The organism is Acidobacteriota bacterium (assembly GCA_039683095.1).
Classification (GTDB): Bacteria; Acidobacteriota; Aminicenantia; order Aminicenantales; family Saccharicenantaceae; genus RBG-16-66-30.
In genome coordinates this window covers 725,547-746,978 of the sequence record JBDKSB010000012.1, presented here as the reverse complement: position 1 = coordinate 746,978, position 21,432 = coordinate 725,547, and the positions used below count along the sequence as shown (strand labels likewise).

General features: G+C 69.1%; 17 protein-coding genes. 4 read left to right on the top strand and 13 right to left on the bottom strand.

Annotated elements, in window-relative coordinates; genetic code table 11:
- Nucleotides 1-169 precede the first annotated feature (169 nt).
- From scpB to ABFD52_11040, 11 genes are all read right to left on the bottom strand, one after another.
- Nucleotides 170-718, bottom strand: a complete 549-nt coding sequence (gene scpB, locus ABFD52_11090; GenBank protein MEN6561310.1) for an SMC-Scp complex subunit ScpB — start codon at nt 716-718, stop codon at nt 170-172.
- Nucleotides 711-1,583 (bottom strand): segregation/condensation protein A, encoded by an 873-nt coding sequence (locus tag ABFD52_11085; GenBank protein ID MEN6561309.1) that lies wholly within the window; start codon nt 1,581-1,583, stop codon nt 711-713. The genes scpB and ABFD52_11085 overlap by 8 nt, the downstream gene beginning before the upstream one ends.
- A gap of 1 nt (nt 1,584) precedes the next feature.
- Nucleotides 1,585-2,229 (bottom strand): site-2 protease family protein, encoded by a 645-nt coding sequence (locus ABFD52_11080; GenBank protein ID MEN6561308.1) that lies wholly within the window; start codon nt 2,227-2,229, stop codon nt 1,585-1,587.
- Between the two features lie 118 nt (nt 2,230-2,347).
- Nucleotides 2,348-2,644, bottom strand: a complete 297-nt coding sequence (locus ABFD52_11075; protein ID MEN6561307.1) for an antibiotic biosynthesis monooxygenase — start codon at nt 2,642-2,644, stop codon at nt 2,348-2,350.
- A gap of 152 nt (nt 2,645-2,796) precedes the next feature.
- The gene (locus ABFD52_11070) at nt 2,797-4,509 is read right to left on the bottom strand and encodes an amidohydrolase (protein ID MEN6561306.1); all 1,713 of its coding nucleotides are present in this window, start codon (nt 4,507-4,509) and stop codon (nt 2,797-2,799) included.
- A 32-nt stretch (nt 4,510-4,541) separates the two neighbouring features.
- Nucleotides 4,542-5,915: an NADPH-dependent glutamate synthase gene (gene gltA, locus ABFD52_11065; protein MEN6561305.1), complete on the bottom strand. Its 1,374-nt coding sequence runs from the start codon at nt 5,913-5,915 to the stop codon at nt 4,542-4,544.
- 125 nt (nt 5,916-6,040) lie between these two features.
- Entirely contained in the window at nt 6,041-6,871 is an 831-nt protein-coding gene (locus ABFD52_11060) for a sulfide/dihydroorotate dehydrogenase-like FAD/NAD-binding protein (protein MEN6561304.1), read from the bottom strand.
- On the bottom strand, nt 6,871-9,159 hold the full coding sequence (locus tag ABFD52_11055) for a molybdopterin-dependent oxidoreductase (GenBank protein MEN6561303.1): 2,289 nt from the start codon (nt 9,157-9,159) through the stop codon (nt 6,871-6,873). The genes ABFD52_11060 and ABFD52_11055 overlap by 1 nt, the downstream gene beginning before the upstream one ends.
- On the bottom strand, nt 9,156-11,033 hold the full coding sequence (locus ABFD52_11050; GenBank protein ID MEN6561302.1) for an NADH-quinone oxidoreductase subunit NuoF: 1,878 nt from the start codon (nt 11,031-11,033) through the stop codon (nt 9,156-9,158). Before ABFD52_11050 ends, ABFD52_11055 begins: the two co-directional genes overlap by 4 nt.
- Nucleotides 11,030-11,503: an NADH-quinone oxidoreductase subunit NuoE gene (gene nuoE, locus ABFD52_11045; protein MEN6561301.1), complete on the bottom strand. Its 474-nt coding sequence runs from the start codon at nt 11,501-11,503 to the stop codon at nt 11,030-11,032. The genes ABFD52_11050 and nuoE overlap by 4 nt, the downstream gene beginning before the upstream one ends.
- A 51-nt stretch (nt 11,504-11,554) precedes the next feature.
- Nucleotides 11,555-12,967, bottom strand: coding sequence for a glutamine synthetase family protein (locus ABFD52_11040; protein ID MEN6561300.1), 1,413 nt, complete (start codon nt 12,965-12,967; stop codon nt 11,555-11,557).
- 154 nt (nt 12,968-13,121) lie between these two features.
- On the opposite strand from ABFD52_11040, the gene ABFD52_11035 reads away from it, so the two are divergent.
- The 4 genes from ABFD52_11035 (at nt 13,122) to ABFD52_11020 (ending at nt 17,180) form a co-directional block, all read left to right on the top strand.
- The gene (locus ABFD52_11035; protein ID MEN6561299.1) at nt 13,122-13,565 is read left to right on the top strand and encodes an Lrp/AsnC family transcriptional regulator; all 444 of its coding nucleotides are present in this window, start codon (nt 13,122-13,124) and stop codon (nt 13,563-13,565) included.
- A gap of 81 nt (nt 13,566-13,646) precedes the next feature.
- Nucleotides 13,647-14,102, top strand: a complete 456-nt coding sequence (gene speD, locus ABFD52_11030) for an adenosylmethionine decarboxylase (protein MEN6561298.1) — start codon at nt 13,647-13,649, stop codon at nt 14,100-14,102.
- Between the two features lie 10 nt (nt 14,103-14,112).
- On the top strand, nt 14,113-14,418 hold the full coding sequence (locus tag ABFD52_11025) for an MTH1187 family thiamine-binding protein (protein ID MEN6561297.1): 306 nt from the start codon (nt 14,113-14,115) through the stop codon (nt 14,416-14,418).
- A gap of 167 nt (nt 14,419-14,585) precedes the next feature.
- Complete coding sequence (locus ABFD52_11020; protein MEN6561296.1) at nt 14,586-17,180, top strand: M1 family aminopeptidase; 2,595 nt, start codon at nt 14,586-14,588, stop codon at nt 17,178-17,180.
- Here the strand turns inward: ABFD52_11020 and ABFD52_11015 are convergent.
- Together ABFD52_11015 and ABFD52_11010 are read right to left on the bottom strand one after the other, a co-directional pair.
- Nucleotides 17,177-18,568 carry a sigma-54 dependent transcriptional regulator gene (locus ABFD52_11015; protein ID MEN6561295.1) on the bottom strand — a complete coding sequence of 464 codons (1,392 nt, stop codon included), beginning with the start codon at nt 18,566-18,568 and terminating at the stop codon, nt 17,177-17,179. The genes ABFD52_11020 and ABFD52_11015 overlap by 4 nt on opposite strands.
- Entirely contained in the window at nt 18,565-21,411 is a 2,847-nt protein-coding gene (locus ABFD52_11010) for an ATP-binding protein (protein ID MEN6561294.1), read from the bottom strand. Before ABFD52_11010 ends, ABFD52_11015 begins: the two co-directional genes overlap by 4 nt.
- Nucleotides 21,412-21,432 lie beyond the last annotated feature (21 nt).

Genomic DNA, 21,432 nt, shown 5'->3' with positions numbered 1-21,432 from the left:
CTTGGCATCGTCCCGCTCTGGCTGCTTGTTCGGCTCGGTCATGACGCAAAGCTCCTGATATGAAGATGCGGGGACATCCCTCAGGGAAGGGCCCGGAACGGAAGACCCATCCTATCGAAGAAACGCCTCGTTGTCAACTCTAAGTCCAAATGGGGCCGACACTTAGGGGCTAGGCCTCGACGGCCTTCTCCTGTTCGAGGATCTTGGCGATCTCCGCCTCGGAGGGGAGCTCGTCGAGGCTGTTGAGCCCCAGGTAAAGCAGGAACTCGTCGGAGGTCCGGTAGACGAGGGGATTGCCCGGCGCCTTCTTCCGGCCGACGATCTTGATCAGCTTCTTCTCGAGCAGCGTCTTCAGCGACCCGGTCGTGTCGACGCCGCGGATGGCCGAGATCTCGGACTGGGTCACCGGCTGGTGGTAGGCGATGGCGGCCAGGGTCTCGAGGCCGGCCGAGGACAGCCGGTTCTTGCGCTCGATCTGGAGCAGGCGGCGGACCTCGTGGTCGTGGGCCGGCTTGGTGGCGAAGAGCCAGCCGCCGCCGGCCCGGATGACGCGGACGCCCCGCCCCTCGGCTTCGCATTCCGCGGCCAGGGCCTCGACGGCGGCCTGGATGTCATCGGCGGAGGCGCCTTCGAGCACGGCCTGGAGCCGCTCTATGGTCACCGGCTCCTGGGAGACGAAGATCAGGGCTTCGACGAGGGCTTTGAGGTCGTTATTCATGGGCGGCCGTCCTGGAAGGGTCCTTGCGGAGCCAGACGCGGATCGTCTGGAAAAGCTCGTCCTGGACGGCCACGGCCACCCGGGACTTGACCAGCTCGAGAACGCAGAAGAAGGAGATCAGGGCCTCCTCGAGCGATTCGTGCGTTTCGAAGTATTCGAGGAAATCGAGGACGCCGCGGCTCCGGAGGAGCGTCACCAGCTCCTTCATCTTGACCTCGACCGGGACCTCCCGGCCGCGGATGATACGGGTGTCGTCGGCCGACTTGCGCTTCATCATGGCGAAGAACGCCTCGGCCAGATCGAAGAGCGACAGCTCGACCGGCTCCGTCTCGCCCTCGCCGTGGAGGGGCGGGACGAAATCCCTCTTCCACTGGAGGATCTGGACGTCCTCCCGCTCGCGGAGGAGGGAGCAGGCGGCCTTGACCTTCTCGTATTCGATCAGACGGTCGACCAGGACCCGGCGCGGGTCCTCGCCCTCGGCCAGGTCGGTCTCCCGCGGCAGGAGCATCTGCGACTTGATGTAGATCAGCAGGGCGGCGATGAAGACGAACTCGGCCTCGCGGTCGAGGTTGATCTCGGTCTTGCGCTCGAGGTAGCCGAGGTAATCCCGGGTGATGGCGGCGATGGGGATATCGTGGATGTCGATCTTCTTCTTGCGGATAAGGAAGAGGAGCAGGTCGAGCGGGCCCTCGAAGACGTCCAGCCGGACCTGGTAGCCGTCGGCCGCGGGCGCCTCCGGCGCGGCGGGTTCGGCGGCGAGGGGTTCGACCGCCGGAGCCCCGGCCGCGGGGACCTCGGCCGGGGCCGCCTCGACAGGCGCGGGGGCCTCCTCGAGGGGCAAGGCGTCGGGGGCGGGATCGGTCATGCTAGGAAAAGAGCCTGAGGATGAGGTTCTGGACGGGCGCGAACACGGCGTTCAGGATGTTCGTGTACATCAGCACGATGAGGAGCAGGAAGCCGTAGGGCCGGAGCCGTTCGTACCGCTCCGCGGCCCGGTCCGAGAGCAGCCCGGCCAGGATGCCGCTGCCGTCGAGCGGCGGGATGGGGATGAGGTTGAAGATGGCCAGCGATAGATTGATCAGGGCCGTCACGAACAGGATGACGACGAGGCCGCTCAGGGGTTTGCTCCACATCGACGAGATGGGCGCGTTGGCGCCGACGGCCTTCAGGAGCCGATAGAGAAGCACGGCGGCCGTCGCCGTGGCGACGTTGGCCATGGGGCCGGCCAGGGAGATCCACAGGCCGCCCCGGCGGGGGTGGCGCAGGTTGTTGGGATTGTAGGGCACCGGCTTGGCCCAGCCGAACACGGGCTGCTTGAGGAGGATGAGGAGGAGCGGGAAGATGATCGTGCCGAAGAGATCGATGTGGACCAGCGGGTTGAGCGAGGCCCGGCCCAGGGCGGCGGCCGTCGGATCGCCCAGCTTGTTGGCCATCCAGGCGTGGGCCGCTTCATGCACCGTGATGGCGAAGAAGATAACGAAGGCTTGGACGAGGGTGAATCGGATATCCATGTGGTTAAAGAAGACTATTTATAGCACAGATGAAGGCGTCAGTAAACATCGCGGCATTCGGAATTCTAGGGGGACACGATCCCTTTTCAAGAGAAAAGGGTCATGTCCCCGAATTCCGTTAACGGGATTCGACGACGACCTCGTAACCCTCGCGGACGGGCGCCGAGGTGAAGAGCGGCATGAACTTGACCAGCTGTTCCTGGTAGTAGCGGTTCTCCTCGTTGGCCACGGCCGAGGCCTCGTCGTCCCAGAAGGTCAGGGCGATGCAGCGGCCGGCCGGCCGGTCGGCCAGGAGATAGACCCCCCGGAAGCCCTTCTGGGCCCTGGCCGCGGGGACGACGCTCTGTTCGAAGAGGCGGATCCCTTCGTCGGCCCTGTCGGCATGGAACATCAGCGTCGTCATGCGCACGAACATGGACCCCCCTTCTTTCGCCGGACGGTTCTTGCTGTCCGCCGGGCCCGGGATCATGAATCCCGACCGGCGGCCGACCCTGAGACTCATCGGCGCAGGCCCCTCTCCGCTCCAGGGATACGATAAACCCCGGCGGGCCGGGAGTCAACCCCGGGTCAGTCGCGGAAGGAGGGATCGCGGAAAACCTCCCGGCCCTCGAGAAGCGTCAGGAGCACCTTGGCCCGGCCGATCTCGGCCGGCGGCATGGCGAAGAGGTCGCGGTCGAGAACGATGAGGTCGGCGGCCTTGCCGGGCTCGAGCGTGCCCCGGGTCTTCTCCTCGCGGCACAGCCAGGCCCCGTTCGCGGTGTAGGCCCGGAGCATGGTCGCCAGATCGGCCCGCTCCTCCGGGATCCAGGCCTCGCCCGGGGGCGCGTCGGGGCCCCGCCGAGTCAGGGCGACCTGGATGGCCAGGAGCGGGTTCATGGACGAGACCGACCAGTCGCTGCCCCCGACGATGACCGCCCCGGTCCGGGCGACGCTGCCGATCGGGTAGAGCCAGCGCGAGCGGGCCGGGCCGAGGATAGGCAGGGTCAGGTCGGTGATGTAGGTGTCCGGGTAGGCCCAGAGGGCCTGGAAGTTGGCCGCCGCGCCCAGGCGCTTGAAGCGCGGGATGTCGGCCGGGTCGAGGAGCTCAAGGTGGGCGATATGATGGCGCATGTCCCGGAAGCCGTTGGCCCGGCCGGCGGCCTCGAAGGCGTCGAGCGACATGCGGACGGCCCGGTCGCCGATGGCGTGGACATGTATCTGGAAGCCGGCCAGGTCGAGGGCCCGGGCCAGCTCGTCGAAGGCCTCGGGCCCGAGCAGGGGCGCGCCCCGGTCGCCGGGCCGGTCGACGTACGGCTCGAGCAGGGCGGCGGTGTGCGGCTCCATGACGCCGTCGGCGAAGATCTTGGCCGCCGTAGCCTTGAGCCGCCTCCCGGCGTAGCTGCGGCGGAGGCCGGCCAGGCGCCGGACCTCGGAGACCCCCTTGCCGGTATCGACGTAAAGCGAGGCCAGGACCCGGACCGAGAGCTCGCCGCCGCGGTCGAGGGCCGCGTAGGCGTCCAGGAGCTCCGGACCGGCGCTGGCTTCGACGATCGAGGCGATTCCGAACCGGTTGGCCATGGCCATGCCGGCCCTCAATCCCTTTATATAATCCCCGGGCTGGAGCGGTGGAACGAGCTTCTCGACCAGGTCCGCGGCGCTCTCCCGGAGGGTCCCGGTCGGGACGCCCGTCCCGGGATCGCGCTCGATGCGGCCGCCGGCGGGGTCCGGAGTGTCCCCGGTGATCCCGGCCAGGGCCAGGGCCCGCGAATTGACCCAGGCGGAATGGCCGTCGGCCGAGTCCAGGATGACCGGCCGGCCGGGGACGAGGGCGTCGAGGTCCTCCTTGCGCGGGTTGGCCTGGGGGAAGAGCGGCAGGTCCCAGCCGCCGCCCGTGATCCAGGCCGCGTCCGGGCGGGCCGCGGCGTAGTCGCGGACCCTGGCCAGGACCTCGTCCTTGGTCCCGAGGCCGTTGAGGTCGCAGAGGCCGAGCTCGATGCCGCCCATGATCAGGTGGATGTGGGAGTCCTGGAAGGCGGGCAGGACCAGCCGGCCGCCGAGGTCGGCGACGCGGGTGGCTTCGCCCCGCAGGGCCAGGGCCTCGCGCCCGTCGCCGACGAAGACGATCCGGCCGCCGGCAATCGCCAGGGCCTCGGCCCGCGGCCGGGTCCCGGCCATGGCAACCACCGCGGCGTTCGTCAGGATTAGGTCGGCCGGCGCGGCGGCCGGGCGCCCGCCGCACCCGGCGGCCAGGCCGATCAGGACGACGGCGAGGATCAGGGCCAGGGGACGTGATTTCGACATGATCTGGAGCTCCTTCGGGGAAAACGACGGCCTCACCCCGGGCCCCGCCTGAGGAGGCGGTCCATGGCCGCCGCGGCGGTCCGGGCGTCGCCCATGGCCAGGATGACGGTCGCGCCGCCGCGGACGATGTCGCCGCCGGCGTAGACGCCCGGGACGGAGGTCGCCATCGTGGCCCAGTCGACGTCGATCGTGCCCCACTTGCCGACGCTCAGGCCGGGCGTCGTCCGGGGGATGAGGGGGTTCGGGCTCTGGCCGCAGGCCACGACGACCAGGTCGACCTCGGTCCTGAACTCCGAGCCGGCCACGGGCACGGGCCTCCGGCGGCCGGACGCGTCCGGTTCGCCGAGCTCCATGCGCAGGCACTCCATGGCCTTCAGCCGGCCGCGCTCGTCGCCGATATAGCGCGTCGGCGCGGTCAGGAAGTGGAACTCGACGCCCTCCTCCTCGGCGTGATGGACCTCCTCGACGCGGGCCGGCATCTCGGCCCTCGACCGGCGGTAGATGATCAGGGCCTGCTCGGCCCCGAGGCGCTTGGCCGTCCGGACCGAATCGAGGGCCACGTTGCCGCCGCCGATGACGGCGGCCCGGCGGCCGGGGGACACGGGGGTGTCGTAGCGCGGGAAATCGTAGGCCCGCATCAAGTTGACGCGGGTCAGGTACTCGTTGGCTGAATAGACGCCGACCAGGTTCTCGCCGGGGATGTTCATGAAGTTGGGGAGCCCCGCTCCGCTGCCGACGAAAAAGGCCTCGTAGCCTTCGGCCCGGAGGTCGTCGATCGTGGCGGTCAGGCCGACCACGAAGTTCAGGCGGAACTCGACCCCCAGCCTCTTGAGATAAGCGACCTCGGCGACCAGGATGCCCTTGGGCAGGCGGAACTCGGGAATGCCGTAGACGAGGACGCCGCCCGCCTCGTGGAGAGCCTCGAAAACGGTCACCCGGTGCCCGGCCCGGGCCAGCTCGCCGGCCACGGTCAGCCCGGCCGGCCCGGCCCCGACAACGGCGGCCTTGCGCCCGGTCGGCGGCCCCAGCGGCGGCAGGACCGCCCCGCCCGAGGTCCGCTCCTGGTCGGAGACGAAGCGTTCGAGGCCGCCGATGCCGACCGCCGCGCCCGAGGCCTTCCGGAGGAGGCATTTCTCCTCGCACTGGGTCTCCTGCGGGCAGACCCGGCCGCAGACTGCCGGCAGGCTGTTGGATTCCCTGATCTTGGCCGCCGCGGCGGCGAAATCGCCCTTCTCGACGAGCTTGACGAAGGTCGGTATGTCGATGCCCACGGGACAGCCGCTGACGCAGCCGGGCTTGGCGCAATCGAGGCAGCGGCGGGCCTCCAGCACGGCCTCCCCGGCGCTGAGGCCCAGGTTGACCTCGGCGAAATCCCTGTTCCGTTCCGCCGCCGGGCGCTGCGGCATGGCCCGGCGGGAGATCCTCACGCGCTCCAAGACCGGCATGGACCGGCGCAGCTCCTTGCGCCAGTCCTTCTCGAACTCGGCCCGGACCTGGGCCGCCAGGGAGGTCGGGGTCCTGTCCTGCCCGCTCACGGGAAGCGCTCCTCTTCCCAGGCGCAGAGCGACCGGACCTCGTCCTCGAAGTAGGACTTCCGCCGGGCGTAGAGCTCGGCCCAATCGACGAGGTGGCCGTCGAAGTCGGGGCCGTCGACGCAGGCGAACCTGGTCCGGCCGTCCACGGTCACCCGGCAGGCGCCGCACATGCCCGTGCCGTCGACCATGATCGGGTTGAGGCTGACCATGGTCCTGACCCCGGCCGGCCGGCTGGCCTCCGCCACGCTGGACATGAAATAGGTGCAGCCGACGGCGACGATGCGGTCGATCCTCTCGCGCGCCAGGATGCCGCGGACATGGCCGGGGACGAATTCCGTCCCGCCGTAAAGGCCGTCCCGCGACGAGACGACGAGCTCGTCGGAGACAGCCTCGAGCCGGTCCCTCCAGTACAGGAGGTAATCGGCCTTGACGTCGACGAGCGCGACGACCCGGTTGCCGGCCTCCTTGAAGGCCCGGGCCAGCGGGTGGATGGCGGCGATGCCGAAGCAGCCGCCGGCGCAGAGGACCGTCCCGACGGAAGCGATCTCCGAGGGCCGGCCCAGCGGCCCGGCGAAGATGGGCACCGTGTCCCCGGCCCCGAGCAGGGCCAGCTTGCGCGTCGTCGTGCCGACGGCCATGAACACCGACGTGACCGTGCCGCGCTCCCGGTCCCAGTCGGCGATCGTCAGCGGGATCCGCTCGCCGCGCGCGTCGGGCATGACGATGACGAACTGGCCCGGCCGGCACCTGCGGGCGATCTCCGGGGCCTCGATCTCGAGCAGGTGGATGTTGGGGACCAGGCGCTCGCGGCGCACGACGCGGGGCATCAGAGAGGCCTCCTTGTCCGGGCGTACGCGCGGCTCCCGGCCGCGAGGTCGAAGCCGCGCAGGCCCTCGGCCGCGGCCCCGGCCGGCGCGGCGGCCCGCCTCGAACGTCCGGGCCGTCGCCGCGTCGGGGCGGCCACGGCGACGAGCCCGGGCGTCCCGGCCGGCGCCCCGGCCGGGAACCGCACTTCGCCGGTCATGGAGGGCCGATACCCTCTCAGGTCGGGGACCCGCTCGCAGATCTCCCGGAGCGCTGCGGCCCGGTCGGCGCCGGGGAAGCCGGGGCGGCCGAGGCGTTCGGCCAGGCCGGCCAGGATGGCGCCGTCGGGCCGGGCTTCGCCGCGGACCGGCAGGGCCGGCGGATACGTCCGGACGCGTCCCTCGGTGCTCACCCAGGTGCCTCCGGACTCGGCGAAGGCGGCGGCGGGCAGGACGACATCGGCCCGTTCGGCGTTCCGGCTCCAGTGCGTGTCCTGGCAGACCAGGAAGGGCGGCTTGTTCCCGCCCAGGTCCGGGATCGGACCGGCGAGGTAGAGCGCCTCGTACTGCCGGGATCCCAGGCCGGCCAGGACCCTGCCCAGGCCTTCGTCCGGAGCGGGGCGGCCGAGGGCGCGCGCCAGCGCGTGGACGCCGCGTTCGTTCGCGCCGCGGGCCAGGGGGAAGAGACGGGCCCCGGCGAGGACGGCGAGGTTCCAGAGCCAGGCCAGCGTTTCGCCGCCAGGCGGCCCTTCGACGGCGTCCGCGTCGAACAGGATCGCCGCCGGCCGGCCGGACGCCAGGAGGCCGGCCGCTTCGTCGAACCGCCGCCGGGCCGGCCGCGACGCGGGGCCGGCTTCGGCGACGGCCCGGCGGAGATCGTCGAGCCCGGGACCGTTAGGAAAGGACGTTCCCGGGACGCCCAGGATGGCCGAGGCCAGGCCGGCCGCCACGGCCGGACCGCCGGGGCCGAGATCGAGCGTGACGGCCGCCCGGACGATCGGGCTCGCCGGGGCCGGGCCGGCGGCAACGAAGCTGGCGCCGCGGCGCACGGTCCGGACGACGCTCAGCCAGGCGATCGGATGATCGTGGGGCAGGTCGACATTCCAGGCCATGATGGCGCCGCAAGCTTCGAGTCCCGCCAGGCGCCTTTCCGCCGGCGGATCGAAGCCGAGGCGGACGGCCAGGGTTTCGAGGGCCGCGTCGATGTCCCCGGCCGGGGCCGGCGCCGTCGTCTTCGCCCCGGCGAGCTCGCGGCCGAACCTGAGGAAGGCGTAGGCGTCCTCGAGCGGCGCTTGCGCCGGATAGACGAGGGCCGTCCGCCCGGCCCCGGCCGCGCGGAGCCCGGCGGCGGCGCGGTCGAGCGCGGCTTCGAAGGTCGCCGGCTCCAGCTTCCCGTCCTTCCGGACGCGCGGCCCGAGGATCCGTCCCGTCCCGGCGACCGCCCCGCGGACGAGGAACCGGCCTTTGACGCAGGCCTGGCCCCGGTTGGGCTCAGTCGCGGCCGGGGCCGCGTCGATGATCTCTTTGCCCCGGAGCCGGAGCGACAGGACGCAGCCCTGGCCGCAGAACGGACAGACGATGCCCGCCGCGAGCTCCGGCGCGGGCCGCGGCCGGACCGCCCGCTCGACCAGCGCCCCGGTCGGGCAGGCGTCGACGCAGGCGCCGCAGAACCGGCAGCCGGACTCGAGCAGGGGCCGGCCCAGGGCCGTGCCCACCTCGGTCCGGCCGCCCCGGTGGACGAACGAGAGGACGGCGGCGCCGCGGACCTCCTCGCAGACGCGGATGCAGCGGCCGCAGAGGATGCACAGGTTGTGATCGCGGTCGAAGAAGGGGTCTTCCTTGTGGACATCCAGGTTCCGGTAGGAGGCGGGAAGGTCGACCCGGACCAGGCCGACCTCGGCGGCGACCCGCTGGAGCTGGCAGCCGCCGTTCTCCGGGCAGAGGACGCAGCCGGTGACCTCGCCGGTCTTGCGGATGGTCGCCTTGAGGTCGTCGCAGGCCGCCTTCTCCGGGCAGACCAGGCAGGCATAGGGATGCTGGGCCAGGATGAGCTCCAGGACCTTGCGGCGGAGGGCCGCGATCTCCGGCGTCCGCGTCCGCACGACCTGGCCCTCCTCGGCCGGCGTGGCGCAGGCCGGCGCGTAGTCCTTGCGGCCGGCGATCTCGACGAGGCAGATGCGGCACCCGGCGAAAGGCTCGAGGCCGGGGTGATCGCAGAGCGAGGGGATGGCGATGCCGGCGCCTCGGGCGGCCTCGAGCAGGGTCGCCCCGTCCCGGCAGGCGATCTCCCGGCCGTCGATCGTCAGCTTCATCGTTCCCCGTCCTTCGGCCCCGGCGGCGCGACCCTGGCCGCCGCCGGCGGCCCGGAGGCCGCGGACCGGGCCGGGGTCGTCTTGCGGACGGCCCGGAACCTGTCCGGGCAGACCGTCAGGCAGACGCCGCACTTGATGCAGGCGGCCGGATCGATCGCCTGGGCCTTCTTCGGCTCCCCGGAGATGGCCCCGGCCGGGCAGGCCTTCCTGCAGAGCAGGCAGCCGACGCACCTCTCCGGATCGATGGAGAAGGCGATGAGGGCCTTGCAGACGAGGGCCGGGCAGCGCTTGTCGAGGACGTGGGCCTCGTACTCGTCCCGGAAATAGCGCAGCGTCGTCAGGACCGGATTGGGCGCGGTCTGCCCGAGGCCGCAGAGGGAGGCCCGCTTGACCGTATCGGCCAGGTCCTCGAGGCGGGCCAGGTCGTCGGCCGTGCCCTTACCGGCCGTGATCCCGGCCAGCAGCCGGGCCATGGCCGCGGTCCCGGACCGGCAGGGGGCGCACTTGCCGCAGGACTCATCCTCGGCGAACCGCAGGAAGTAGAGGGCGACGTCCACCATGCAGGTGTCCTCGTCCATTACGATCATGCCGCCGGAGCCCATCATGCTCCCGGCGGCCTTGAGGCTCTCGTAGTCGACGGCGATGTCGAAGGCCGAGGCCGGGATGCAGCCGCCAGAGGGCCCGCCGATCTGGACGGCCTTGACGGCCCGGCCGCCCGGGACGCCGCCGCCGATCTCCTCGATGATCTCCCGCAGGGTTATGCCCATGGGCACTTCGACCAGCCCGGTGTTGGAGATCTTGCCGACGAGCGAGAAGACCTTGGTGCCCTTGCTCGCCGGCGTCCCCAGGCCGGCGAACCAGTCCGCGCCGCGGAGGACGATGGGCGGGACGTTGGCCCAGGTCTCGACGTTGTTGATGACCGTCGGCAGGCCCCAGAGCCCCCGCTCGGCCGGGTAGGGCGGGCGCTGGCGCGGGTAGGCCCGCCGGCCCTCGATCGAGGCCAGCAGGGCCGTCTCCTCGCCGGAGACGAAGGCGCCGGCGCCGCGGACGATCTCGAGGTCGAAGTCGAAGCCCGTGCCCAGGATGTTCGTCCCGAGGAGGCCGTATTCCCGGGCCTGCTCCAGGGCCTTGCCGGCGCGGGCCACGGCCAGCGGGTACTCGTTGCGGATATAGAGGAAGCCCCTGGCCGCGCCGATCGCCCGGGCCCCGATGATCAGGCCCTCGATGACGGAGTGCGGGTCGGCCTCGAGGACCGACCGGTCCATGAAGGCGCCGGGATCGCCCTCGTCGCCGTTGCAGACGATGTACTTCGGCGAGCGCGGCTGGGCGGCGCAGGCGGCCCATTTGCGGCCGGTCGGATAGCCGGCGCCGCCGCGGCCGCGCAGCCCCGAAGCCGTGATCGCGGCGACGATGGACTCCGGCGTCATCTCCGACAGGGCCCTGGCCGCGGCGGCATAGCCGTCGCAGGCGATATAGTCGTCGATCCTCTCCGGGTCGATCCGGCCGCGGTTGCGCAGGACGAGGAGCCGCTGGCGCTTGAAGAACCCGATGTCCTTCATCAGCGGCGCCGGCGCCCGCCCCCGGGGCGGCACGTACATGAGGCCGCGGACCGGCCGGCCCTTGATCAGGTGCTCCTCGACGAGACGAGGTACGTCGGCCGGCTTGAGGCGCTGGTAGAAGACGCCGTCCGGCCAGACAAGGAGGATCGGGCCGCGCTCGCAGAACCCGTGGCATTCCGTGGCCGCGACCAGGACCTCGCGCTCGAGGCCCCGGCGGCGGATCTCCTCTTCGAGGGCCCGCCGGACCTCGAAGGCGCCGCGGGAGACGCAGCCCGTCCCGGCGCAGACGAGGAGACGCGTCCCGGGGGACGTCATGCCTTCTCGCCCTTCTCCGCCTCGGCCAGGACGGCCCCGACCTTGGCTTCGGTCATCTGGGGATAATAGCGGCCGTCCACGACGGCCAGGGGGGCCAGGGCGCAGGCGCCCAGGCAGTTGACCCGCTCGAGGGTGTAGGCGCCGTCGGCCGTGGTCCGGCCGGCCGGAACGCCGAGCCGGCGCTCGAACCCTTCCAGCACGGCCTCGCCGCCGCGGATGTGGCAGGCCGTCCCCAGGCAGACGGTGCAGACATGGCGGCCGCGCGGCTGGAGGCTGAACGACCTGTAGAAGGTGGCGACGCCGTAGACCTGGACGAGGGGGACGCCGAGGGCTTCGGCGACGTGCTCGAGGGCCTCGGGCGGCAGCCAGTGGAAGCGGTCCTGGATGTCCTGGAGGACCTGGATAAGGGCCCGGGGACGGCCCCTGTACTTCGCCGTCAGGGCATCGAGCTCGCTTCTTTCCGGACGCACCCGGGAATTATATGCAAAGGCCGGGCCCGGCGCAAAGCCGGCGTCGTCCGGTCAGAGGACCGGCAGATAGCGCCGGATCTCGTAGTCGCTGACCTGCTTGTCGAACTCGCCCGAAACGCTCCGGCCGTACTCCTCGACCTCCTTGAGCTTGTTGGCGACGAGCTTGGCGAAGATGTGCTCGCCGAGCGCCTCCCTGACGACGGCGCTCTTCTCCATGAGCCGCACCGCCTCCTCGAGGGTCCGGGGCAGGACCCGGATGTCGAACTTCTTCTGCCGGGTGCCGCTCATGCGGTAGATGTTCTCCTCGACCGGGTCGACCAGCTCGTATTTCCGCCGGACGCCCTCGGCCCCGGCGGCCAGCATGACGGCGAAGGTGAGATAGATGTTGCAGGCCGGATCGGCCGCCCGCAGCTCGATCCGCGTGGCCTTCTCCCTGCCCGGCTGGTATTCGGGGACCCGGATATAGGCCGACCGGTTCCGCTGGCCCCAGGCGATATAGACGGGGGCCTCGTAGCCCTCGATGAGGCGCTTGTAGGAGTTGACCCACTGGTTGAGGACGGCCGAGATCTCCCGGGCGTGGACCATCAGCCCGGCCATGTACCTCTGGGCCATGAGCGAGAGATGATAGGGCCCGTTCTTGTCGAAAAAGAGGTTCCGGCCGTCCCGCCACAGCGACTGGTGGACATGCATGCCGCTGCCGTTCTGGCCGTTGACGGGCTTGGGCATGAAGGTCGCGTGGAGTCCGTGCATGCGGCAGACCTTCTTGACCATGTAACGGAAGATCATGGCCGTGTCGGCCATGTCCACGGCGTCGAGATAGCGGAGGTCGATCTCGTGCTGGCCGTGGGCCGCCTCGTGGTGGTCGTACTCGGTGGCGACGCCCATGCGCTGGAGCAGGAGCTGGATCTCCTTGCGGACCTCGCCGTGCCGGCCGCCGAAGAAGTAGTCGCCGGCGTCGGAGTCGACGGGCGCCTGGCTCGACGGGAAGATGAAGAACTCGAGCTCCGGGCCGCACTTGAGGTCCTGGATGCCCATTTCCCGGCGGGCCCGGTCGAGGACCCGCTTCAGGGCGGCCCGGCTGTCCCCGGCGTAGACGGCGCCGTCCGGCGTCAGGATGTCGCCGAACATGACCGCCTCGCGCCAGCGGATGTCCGGGGAGAAGCCTTCGTAGGTCCAGGGCAGGACCCGGAAGGTCCGGGGATCGGGCTTGATGACCAGGTCGGACTCCTCGATGCGGACGAAGCCGGCGATCGACGAGCCGTCGAAGCCCTTGCCCTCCTTGAAGGCCGCGTCGAGCTCCGAGGCGGGGATGGTGAAGTCCATCTGCCGCCCCAGGATGTCGGGGAAGAACAGGCGGATGAAGCGGATCTCGCTCGCCTGGTCTTTCAGGACCGCCAGGACATCCTTCTCGTCGCGCGTGCCGAAAGCCTTGAACGCCGTCGTGGCCGGCCGGACCGGGGTCATGGGCTGCCTCCTGTGATCGGCCCGGGCCGCCCGGGCTGGAATTAACATGATGGATAATTAAGGCGATATCGGGTCATTTGTCAATATAATATCAATAAATATTTACATTTGAAATTATTCGTCGTAAAATTGCTCATAATTGGAGGCGCCGCCCATGATCGACGAGCTCGACCGCAAGATCATCCGGGTCCTCAACGCTAACGCCCGCCAGAGCTTCCGCGAGATCGCCAAGGAGGTCGGGACCTCGGCCACCGCCGTCATCCACACCGTCAAGAAGCTCGAGGCCGCCGGCGCGATCACCGGCTACGTCCCGGTCGTCGACCCGGAATACTTCGGCTTCGAGCTGGGGGCCATCGTCGCCGTCCGCATCTCCAAGGGCAAGCTGCTGGAGACCCAGAAGAGGATCGCCCAGGACCCCCATGTCGCGGCCGTCTACGACGTCACCGGCGACTGGGACTCGTTCATCGTCGGGCGGTTCCGCGGCCGCGAGGACCTCAACGGCTTCGTCAAGGGCCTGCTGGCCATCCCCCACGTCGACCGGACGGTCACCCACATCGTCCTGAACGTCGTCAAGGAGGAGCCGCGCCTGCCCGTCTAGGAAGCGCGCAGCGCGGCGTTCTTGACAGATTCCCATGTTGTGACATAATCGCTTTTTCGAGCGAGAGAAGGAGAAGGCCCGATGGTCAAGATCATGCATTCCCCGATCGGCCACCACTACATCGTCGAGGCGTCCGGCTGCGATCCGAAGATCATCGGCAGCGTCGAGCGGGTCCAGCAGATCCTCGTCCGGGCGGCCGAGATAGCCGGGGCACATGTCTGGTCCATTTCCTTCAGCAAGTTCCCGCCGGCGGGCGTCAGCGGGGTGGTCGTCATCTCCGAGTCCCACATCTCCACCCACACCTGGCCCGAGATGGGCTACGCCGCCCTGGACATCTACACCTGCGGCGCCAACACCAAGCCCGACAAGGCCGTCGTCTACGCCGTCGAGGAGTTCGGCGCGGAGACATCCCACATCACCGAGATAACCCGCGGCATCGACGAGGGCGACGCCGTCTTCTACCACAGCTTCATCACCTGGGAAGAGCACCTGAAGAAGGGGACCGCCAAGAAGGACCGCGAGAGGGACAAGGACTGAGGGGGGAGCGATGATCGTCGAGTTCAGCGTCGTCCCGATCGGCCGGGGCGAGGAGCTGGCCGGGCCCGTGGCCCGGATCCTGGACCTGATCGACCGGAGCGGGCTGCCATACCAGCTGACTGCCATGGGCACCCTCGTCGAAGGAGACTGGGACGAGGTCATGGGCCTGGTCCGCCGCTGCCACGAAGCCATGCGGGACGGGTCCGGCCGGGTCTATACCCACATCGCCATTGACGACCGTCCGGGGGCGTCCGGGCGGATCGCGGGCAAGGTCGGCGACGTCGAAAAGGTCCTGGGCCGCGCCCTCAGGAAATAGCGGCTTTCCGGCGTAAATTTTCTTAACATTCCGTAAACCGGCCCCTCATGTCCGAGCGAGGCCGGCAATCCGTTCTGACCGCGCCTTGGGGGGAGTCCGCCGCCTCCCTTGGCACAAAACCGGCTTTTATGAATTGCGGCGATTCTGATGCTATAATGAGAGCAGCCGTGAGAAAAGCGGTCCTTGGGGTCCTGCTCCTGTTTCTGCTCCTTTTGCCCGGGTTGACGTCCGGACAGGCGGTCGTGCCCGCCGGCCCATCCGAAACTCCCGCCGCGTTCGTGGGTCGTCTTCAGCAGATGCTGCGGACAGGGGCCGTCTCCAGATACCTTCAGGCCTTCCGGCCCGGCCTCCGGGCGGACGAAGAGGCCCGCATCGGCGTCTTCTTCGGCGACCTGGGGATGACCGGCGTGACGCTGCGCACGGCCGGCGTCCAGTCCCCCCCGTCCGGCCCGGCCCGCGTCTTCGTCCAGGCTTTTTTCGAGAACGAACAGTCGGCCGCCGTCGAGTCGTGGACGCTGACCCTGGATAGCGGCGGCGGCGCCTGGTCAGTCGCCGGCATCGATGTCGGCGGCTCCATAGCCCGGCTTTACAAGGTCCGGATCCCCGGCGAGCGGGCCGTGCGGGCCCGCCGCGTCGAGGTCGTCCACGCCGACATCCGCTTCACCTTCACCGACGCGGCCGTCTTCTACGACAACCTGCCCGGCGTCGAGACGGCCCTGGTGGTCGTCGGCCGGGGCCGGGTCGCCTTCACTCCCGGCGATCCCAGCGAGCGGCATCAGCTGGAGATCCATTATAAAAAGGACAGGATCGAGGACGGCATCGACAGCCTTTTCGTCCGCTGCTCCTCGGCCTTCTTCGCCTCGAACGTCGACATCGAGGCCGAGACGGCCGGACCCGCGGTCTCCGAGGCCGAGCGCGACAAGGCCGCGGCCGTCTTCGACCGCAACTACCCGCGCTCGTTCACCATCGAAAGCTCCCTCGACGGCCGCCTGCTGTCGTTCCTGCCACAGGGCGACGAGGCCTGCCTGGAGTTCCAGGGCCGCAAGCCCGGCGAAATGGTCTACATCTATTCCCCGTTCGTCTGTGATGAGGTCAGCCTCTACGACCGGGGCAAGGGGCGGATCGTCTGCCTCTACAGCCCTCAGGGGAAGGAGGAGCCGCCCCTGAAGCGGATGGCCCTGTCCTTCGAGGAGAAGTTCGACATCAGCGACTATGCGCTCGACCTCAGCCTGGCCCCGGCCACGTTCGAGCTGACGGGCCGGGCCCGCATCGAGGTCGTTCCCAAGGTCGATCTCCTGGAGAGCCTCAAGCTCCGCTTCAACCCGGCCCTGGAGATCCTCTCCCTCCGGGACGCGGACGGCCGCGACCTTTTCTACACCGTGGACCGCTTCCGCGAGTTCCTCTATATCTATTTCGTGACCCCGCCGGCGGCCGGGGCCCGGACGGCCATCGAGGTGTCATATCACGGCCGGATGCGGCCGGTGCCGCCGACGACGGACGCCATCGGCCAGCTCGGGCTCGACGAGTCGGTCCGCTTCCGGCCCCGTTATGATACCTTCTTCTACAGCCAGGCCGGGTCCTGGTATCCGTCGCCGCCGGAGGAGGACTACTTCCGGGCCCGGCTGACGGTCCGCGTCCCGGCTCAATACCAGTGCGTGGCGATGGGCGAGCTGGAATCCCGGAGCCAGGGCCGTCCCGGCGAAGCCGCCTATACCTTCGTCTCTCGCGCCCCGGTGAAATACCTGTCCTTCATCGTCGGCAAGTTCGACCAGAGGACGGAGAAGATCGGGCCGGTGCCCATCGAGGTCTCGGTTTCGGCCGAGATCATGGATTCGCGGTCGTCCCTGGCCGGCCAGGCGGCCGGCATCCTCGACTACTACGCCCGGGCCTTCGGCCTTTATCCCTACGACAGGCTGGGGCTCGTCCTCCGGCTCTGGCCGGTCCTCGGCGGCCACAGCCCGGCCTCGTTCATCGTCATCAACGACGTGCCCTGGCGCGAGGGCTTCGGCTTCCCGTCGCGGGACACCCCCGTCGACCTGTCGGCCTGGAACGATTACTTCCTGGCCCACGAGATCGCCCACCAATGGTGGGGCCACGGCGTTTCCGTGGCTTCCTATAAGGACCAGTGGCTGAGCGAGGGGCTGGCCCAGTTCGCCGCCGCCTCCTACCTCCGCGATAAGCACGGCCCGGACGACTTCGCCGCCATCCTGAGGAAGTTCGCCCGCTGGACCGAAAAGAAGTCCGGCCGGGGCCCGGTCCTCATGGGCTCGCGGCTGAGCTACTTCGACTTCCTGGCCTACCAGTCGATCGTCTACGACAAGGCCGCGCTGGCCCTGTTCATGCTCCAGGACCTCGTCGGCCGGGAGGCCTTCTCGGCCGGGCTGCGATCGTTCTTCGAGCTCCACAAGTTCCGGGCGGCCCGGACGGGAGAGTTCATCGCCGCCATGGAAAAGGCGGCGGGACGGAGCCTGAAGGACTTCTTCCAGGGCTGGTTCTCCTCCTGGGAGCTGCCGGTGGTCCGGACGACCTGGACCGAGACCGCCGTCGAGGGCGGCGTGCGCCTCGATTTCCGGGTGGCCCAGCTCAAGGGACGATTCGTCTTCCCCCTCTGGATCGAGTGGAGCCGCGGAACGGAGAAAGGCCGGACGCTCATCGTCGTAGACGAAGCGACCGAGACGGCCTCCCTGACCCTGCCCGCCAGGCCGGACCGGATCCGGGTCAACCCGGACAAGGCCGTGCCCGGGGCTTTCTCCTCGAACTAGGACGGGAAGTTCGTCGCGTCGATCCCCAGGCGCTTGATCATCTCGTTGAGCGTCGTCGGCTTGACCCCGAGAAGCTGGGCGGCCTTGTTCTGGACCCCCCTCGTCTTCCGGAGCGCGGCCAGGATGATCTTCTTCTGGAAGGCCTGGGTCCGGTCGCGCAGGTCAAGCGACTCCTCTGCGGCGATGAGGGCCTCGTCGTCGACGCCGTCCCGCTTCAGCAGGAACGGCGGCAGGGCGGACCGGGTGATGATCCTGGACCGGGACAGGACGATGGCCCGCTCGATCAGGTTCTCGAGCTCGCGGACGTTGCCGGGCCAGTTGTGGGCGTCGAGGATCTCCAGGACGTCCTCGCTCACGCCGTCCACCTCCTTGTGATTCTCCAGGGCGAAGGCCTCGACGAAGTGCTTGACCAGGAGGGGGATGTCCTCCTTGCGGGCCCGCAGGGGCGGGATCTCGATCTTGATGACGTTGAGGCGGTAAAAGAGGTCCTCGCGGAAGGCCTTCTGGGCGATGAGCTCCTCGATGTCGGTGTTGGTGGCCGCGAGGATGCGGACGTCGACCTTGATCGTCTGGGTCCCGCCCAGGCGCATGAACTCCTTTTCCTGCATGACGCGCAGGAGCTTGGCCTGGGTCTCGAGACTGATCGAGGAGATCTCGTCGAAGAAGATGGTCCCCTTGTCGGCGGCCTCGAACAGGCCTTTCTTCAGGGCGACGGCGCCGGTGAACGCGCCCTTGACATGGCCGAACAGGTGGCTCTCGAGCAGGTCCGGCGGCAGCGAGCCGCTGTTGACCGTGATGAAGGGAGCGTCGGCCCGGTTCGAGTTCAGATGGACGGCCCGGGCCACCAGCTCCTTGCCGGTGCCGCTCTCGCCCTGGAGGAGGATGGTGCTCCGGGTCGGGGCGGCCGCCTTGACCAGGTCGAAGACCCCCTGCATGGCCTGGCTCTTGCCGATGATGTTGGCGAAGCCGAAGCGCTGGCGGAGCTCATCCTTGAGCCGGAGGTTCTCGTCCTGGAGGCGCTTGTGGGCGACGGCCTTCTCCAGCACGAGCAGGAGGTCGTCGTGCTTGAACGGCTTCTGGACGTAGTCGAGGGCGCCGATCTTCATGGCCTCGATGGCCGACTCGACCGAGCCGTAGGCGGTGATGATGATGACCGCAGCCAGGGGGTCGAGGCGCTTGATCCGCCGCAGGACCTCGAGGCCGTCCAGGCCGGGCATGAGCAGGTCGAGGAGGACGACGTCGAAGGACTGGGAGGGGAACTTCTCCAAGGCCTCCTCGCCAGAGCTCGAGAGCTCGACCTCGTAGCCCTCTGAGGTCAGGAGCTGGGTCAGGACGTCGCGGATGACCGGCTCGTCGTCGATGATGTGGATGATGCCTTGGCTGCTCATGACGAGGCCCTCTTGTCCGCCGGGCCGGGCGACGGGACGCCGCCGCCCGCGGCCGGCAGGGTGATCGTGAACGTGGAGCCGCGGCCGAGCTCGCTCTGGACCTCGATGCGGCCGTTGTGCTCCTTGACGATGGCGTAGCTGATGGACAGTCCTAGCCCGGTCCCCTTGCCCACGCCCTTGGTCGTGAAGAACGGGTCGAAGATGCGGGAGCGGATCTCCGGCTTGATGCCCGTGCCCGTGTCGCTGATGCGGACGACCTCGTCCCCGTTCTCTAGGGCCAGGCCGATCCGCAGCTCGCCCCCGCCGGGCATGGCGTCGAGGGCGTTGAGGATGATGTTGATGAAGACCTGCTGCAGGCGCTCGCCCTGGGCGTAGATCGGCGGGACGGGGGCCAACTCGAGCACCAGGCGGATGTTCATGTTCTTGAGCTTGTAGTCGATGAGGGACAGGATCTCCTCGATGCTCTGCTTAAGGTCGACGCGCTGGAAGCCGGACTCGGCCGGGCTGCGGGCGAAGGCCAGGAGGTTCTTGATGATCCTGGCCACCCGGTCCGTCTGGGCCTCGACCTTCTCCAGGAGCTGGGCGTAGTGCGTGTCGGTCAGCTTCTTCTGGAGCATCTGGATATAGCTGGAGATGCCGGTCAGGGGCGTGTTGATCTCGTGGGCGACGCCGGCCGAGAGCAGGCCGATCGAGGCCAGCTTCTCCGAGGTCACCAGCTGCTGCTGGAGCTGGACCTTGTCGGTGATGTCCTCGAAGACGATGATCGTCCCGTAGGCCCGCAGGGCGTTGTCGAGCAGGGGGGTCCGGGCGATGTCGAAGACCTTCAGGCCGGCCGCCGTTTCCAGGGTGATCTCGCTGAGGAGGCGGAAGTCGGGCTGGCCCTCGTCCGGGAAGACGGTGCCGTACGCGGCCGGGCCGAGGACGTCCTGGAGCCGGTGGCCGAGGGCGGACTCCTTGCGCAGGCCGAGCTGGTCCTCGAGGACCCGGTTCCAGCCGATGACCAGGCCGGCCTCGTCGATGACCGAGACGCCCACGGTCAGGCTCTCGATGATGTTCTCGCTGTAGTCCTTGAGCCGCTGCATCTCCATGGCCCGGACGGTCTCGCGGCCGTAGAAGTCGGCGTTCTCCAGGGCCAGGGCGGCCGGCGCGGAGGCGGCCGCCAGCAGCTCCCAGTCCTCCCTCGAGAAATAGGACCCGTCCTGCTTCCGGCCCATGGCCAGGAAGCCGACGACCTTGTCCTCGACCCGGAGCGGCAGGACGTGGAAAAAGCCCGCGGCCGAGAGCTTCTCCATGGACGCCCGGGCGGGCTCCGATTCGGAGGCGGCGATGAAGCCGACCGAGTCCCTCTCCCGGAGCGCCCCGGCCAGCCAGTCGTCGATGACGATCCGGCCGCCGAGCTCGGCCCCCTCGCCCTTGGTCCGGAGGACCTTGAACGAGCGCCCGTCGCCTTCCTCGGCCAGGAAGAGGGCCAGGCGCCTGACGTTGAGGGCGTTGGCGATGGCCTCGACGAGCGATTGGGCCAGCTTGCCCAGGTCCCGCTCCCGGTTGAGATCGCGCGTGATCGACAGGAGCGTCTTGCGGTATTCGTAGCTCCTTTTATAGATGGCCCGGTCGAGGAGGGTCTGGAACATCCGCCTTAGCGGGGTGAACAGGGTCGCGCCCAGGACGATGGCCAGGGCGCCGAGGACGAGGGCGTTGAGCCGGTTCTCGGAGAACAGGCGCGTCCGCGAGCTGACGAAGACATAGAGGAAGGCGATGACGAAGAAGGAGAAGGTCAGCACGGCCGCCTTCTTGAGGAAGACCTCGATGTCGACCAGCCGGTAGCGCGAGATGGAGTACGAGAAGACGAGGGGTATGAAGGCCTGGAGCAGCACGGTCAGCTCGCTCCCCGTGGACGGCCGTCCGCCGAGGACGAAGGGGACCATGTAGAAGACCGTCGACGGGACGAGCCCGCAGCCCAGGCCGTAGACGATGATGCGGAGCTGCTTCTTGAGCAGGATGTTCGGGGCCCGGCGGGTGCTGTGGACGAGAACGAGCAGCGTGATCAGGCCGAAAACGACGAAATGGAGGAGCTCGAGGCGCTCGAGGGCGTCCTGGGCGCGGATGACCGCCCCTTCGCTCCAAAGCCGGGGGAAGGGGGAGTGCATCCGGACCCGGGCGAGCAGGAGCGCCGCGGCCGGGGCATAGAATGCCACGGCCAGGCCGGGGCGGTCCTTCAACAGGCGCTTGCGCAGCGGGAAGATCGTGAAGTAGTGCAGGAGGAGCGGCGGGAAAGCCAGGAAGCCGACCTTGTCGAGGGCGTAAAAGACCATGTCCAGGGGGGTCATCTCCCCGGTCGGCGAAAAGACCATGAAGGAGGCGAAGCTGAACACGAGCAGGTAGAAAAAGACGTAGGGGAGGGACATCAGGCCCCGGGAGCTCAAGTAGACGACGATGCCGATGACGAGCGTCGTGACCCCGACGAGGACGAGATAATAATAGATGGGGTTGGGGGACTTCCGCTGCGGGTAGAAGGTCGGGTAGATCTGCATCCCCTCTTTGTTGATCTCGTAGGAAACGCTCTGGTCCGTGGCCGCGGCCTGCCAAAGGGCCTTGAGGACGTCGCTCTTGGTCCTCACCGGGACCTTGTTGATGGCCGTCAGGACGTCGCCCTTGCGGATGCCGGCCCGCAGGAAGGCTTCGCTCTCGGGATCGACGCGGACGGCCCTCAGGCCGTTCTCGCCGGCCCTCCAGGTGACGCCGTCCGTGACGTCGCGCCACTCGGCCTTGCGCAGGACGTTCAGCGTGCCCAGGGTCAGGATGATCAGGGTGGGGACGAGGACGAAGACGAGCGTTTTCTTCATCGGCATCCAAAAAATTGAATC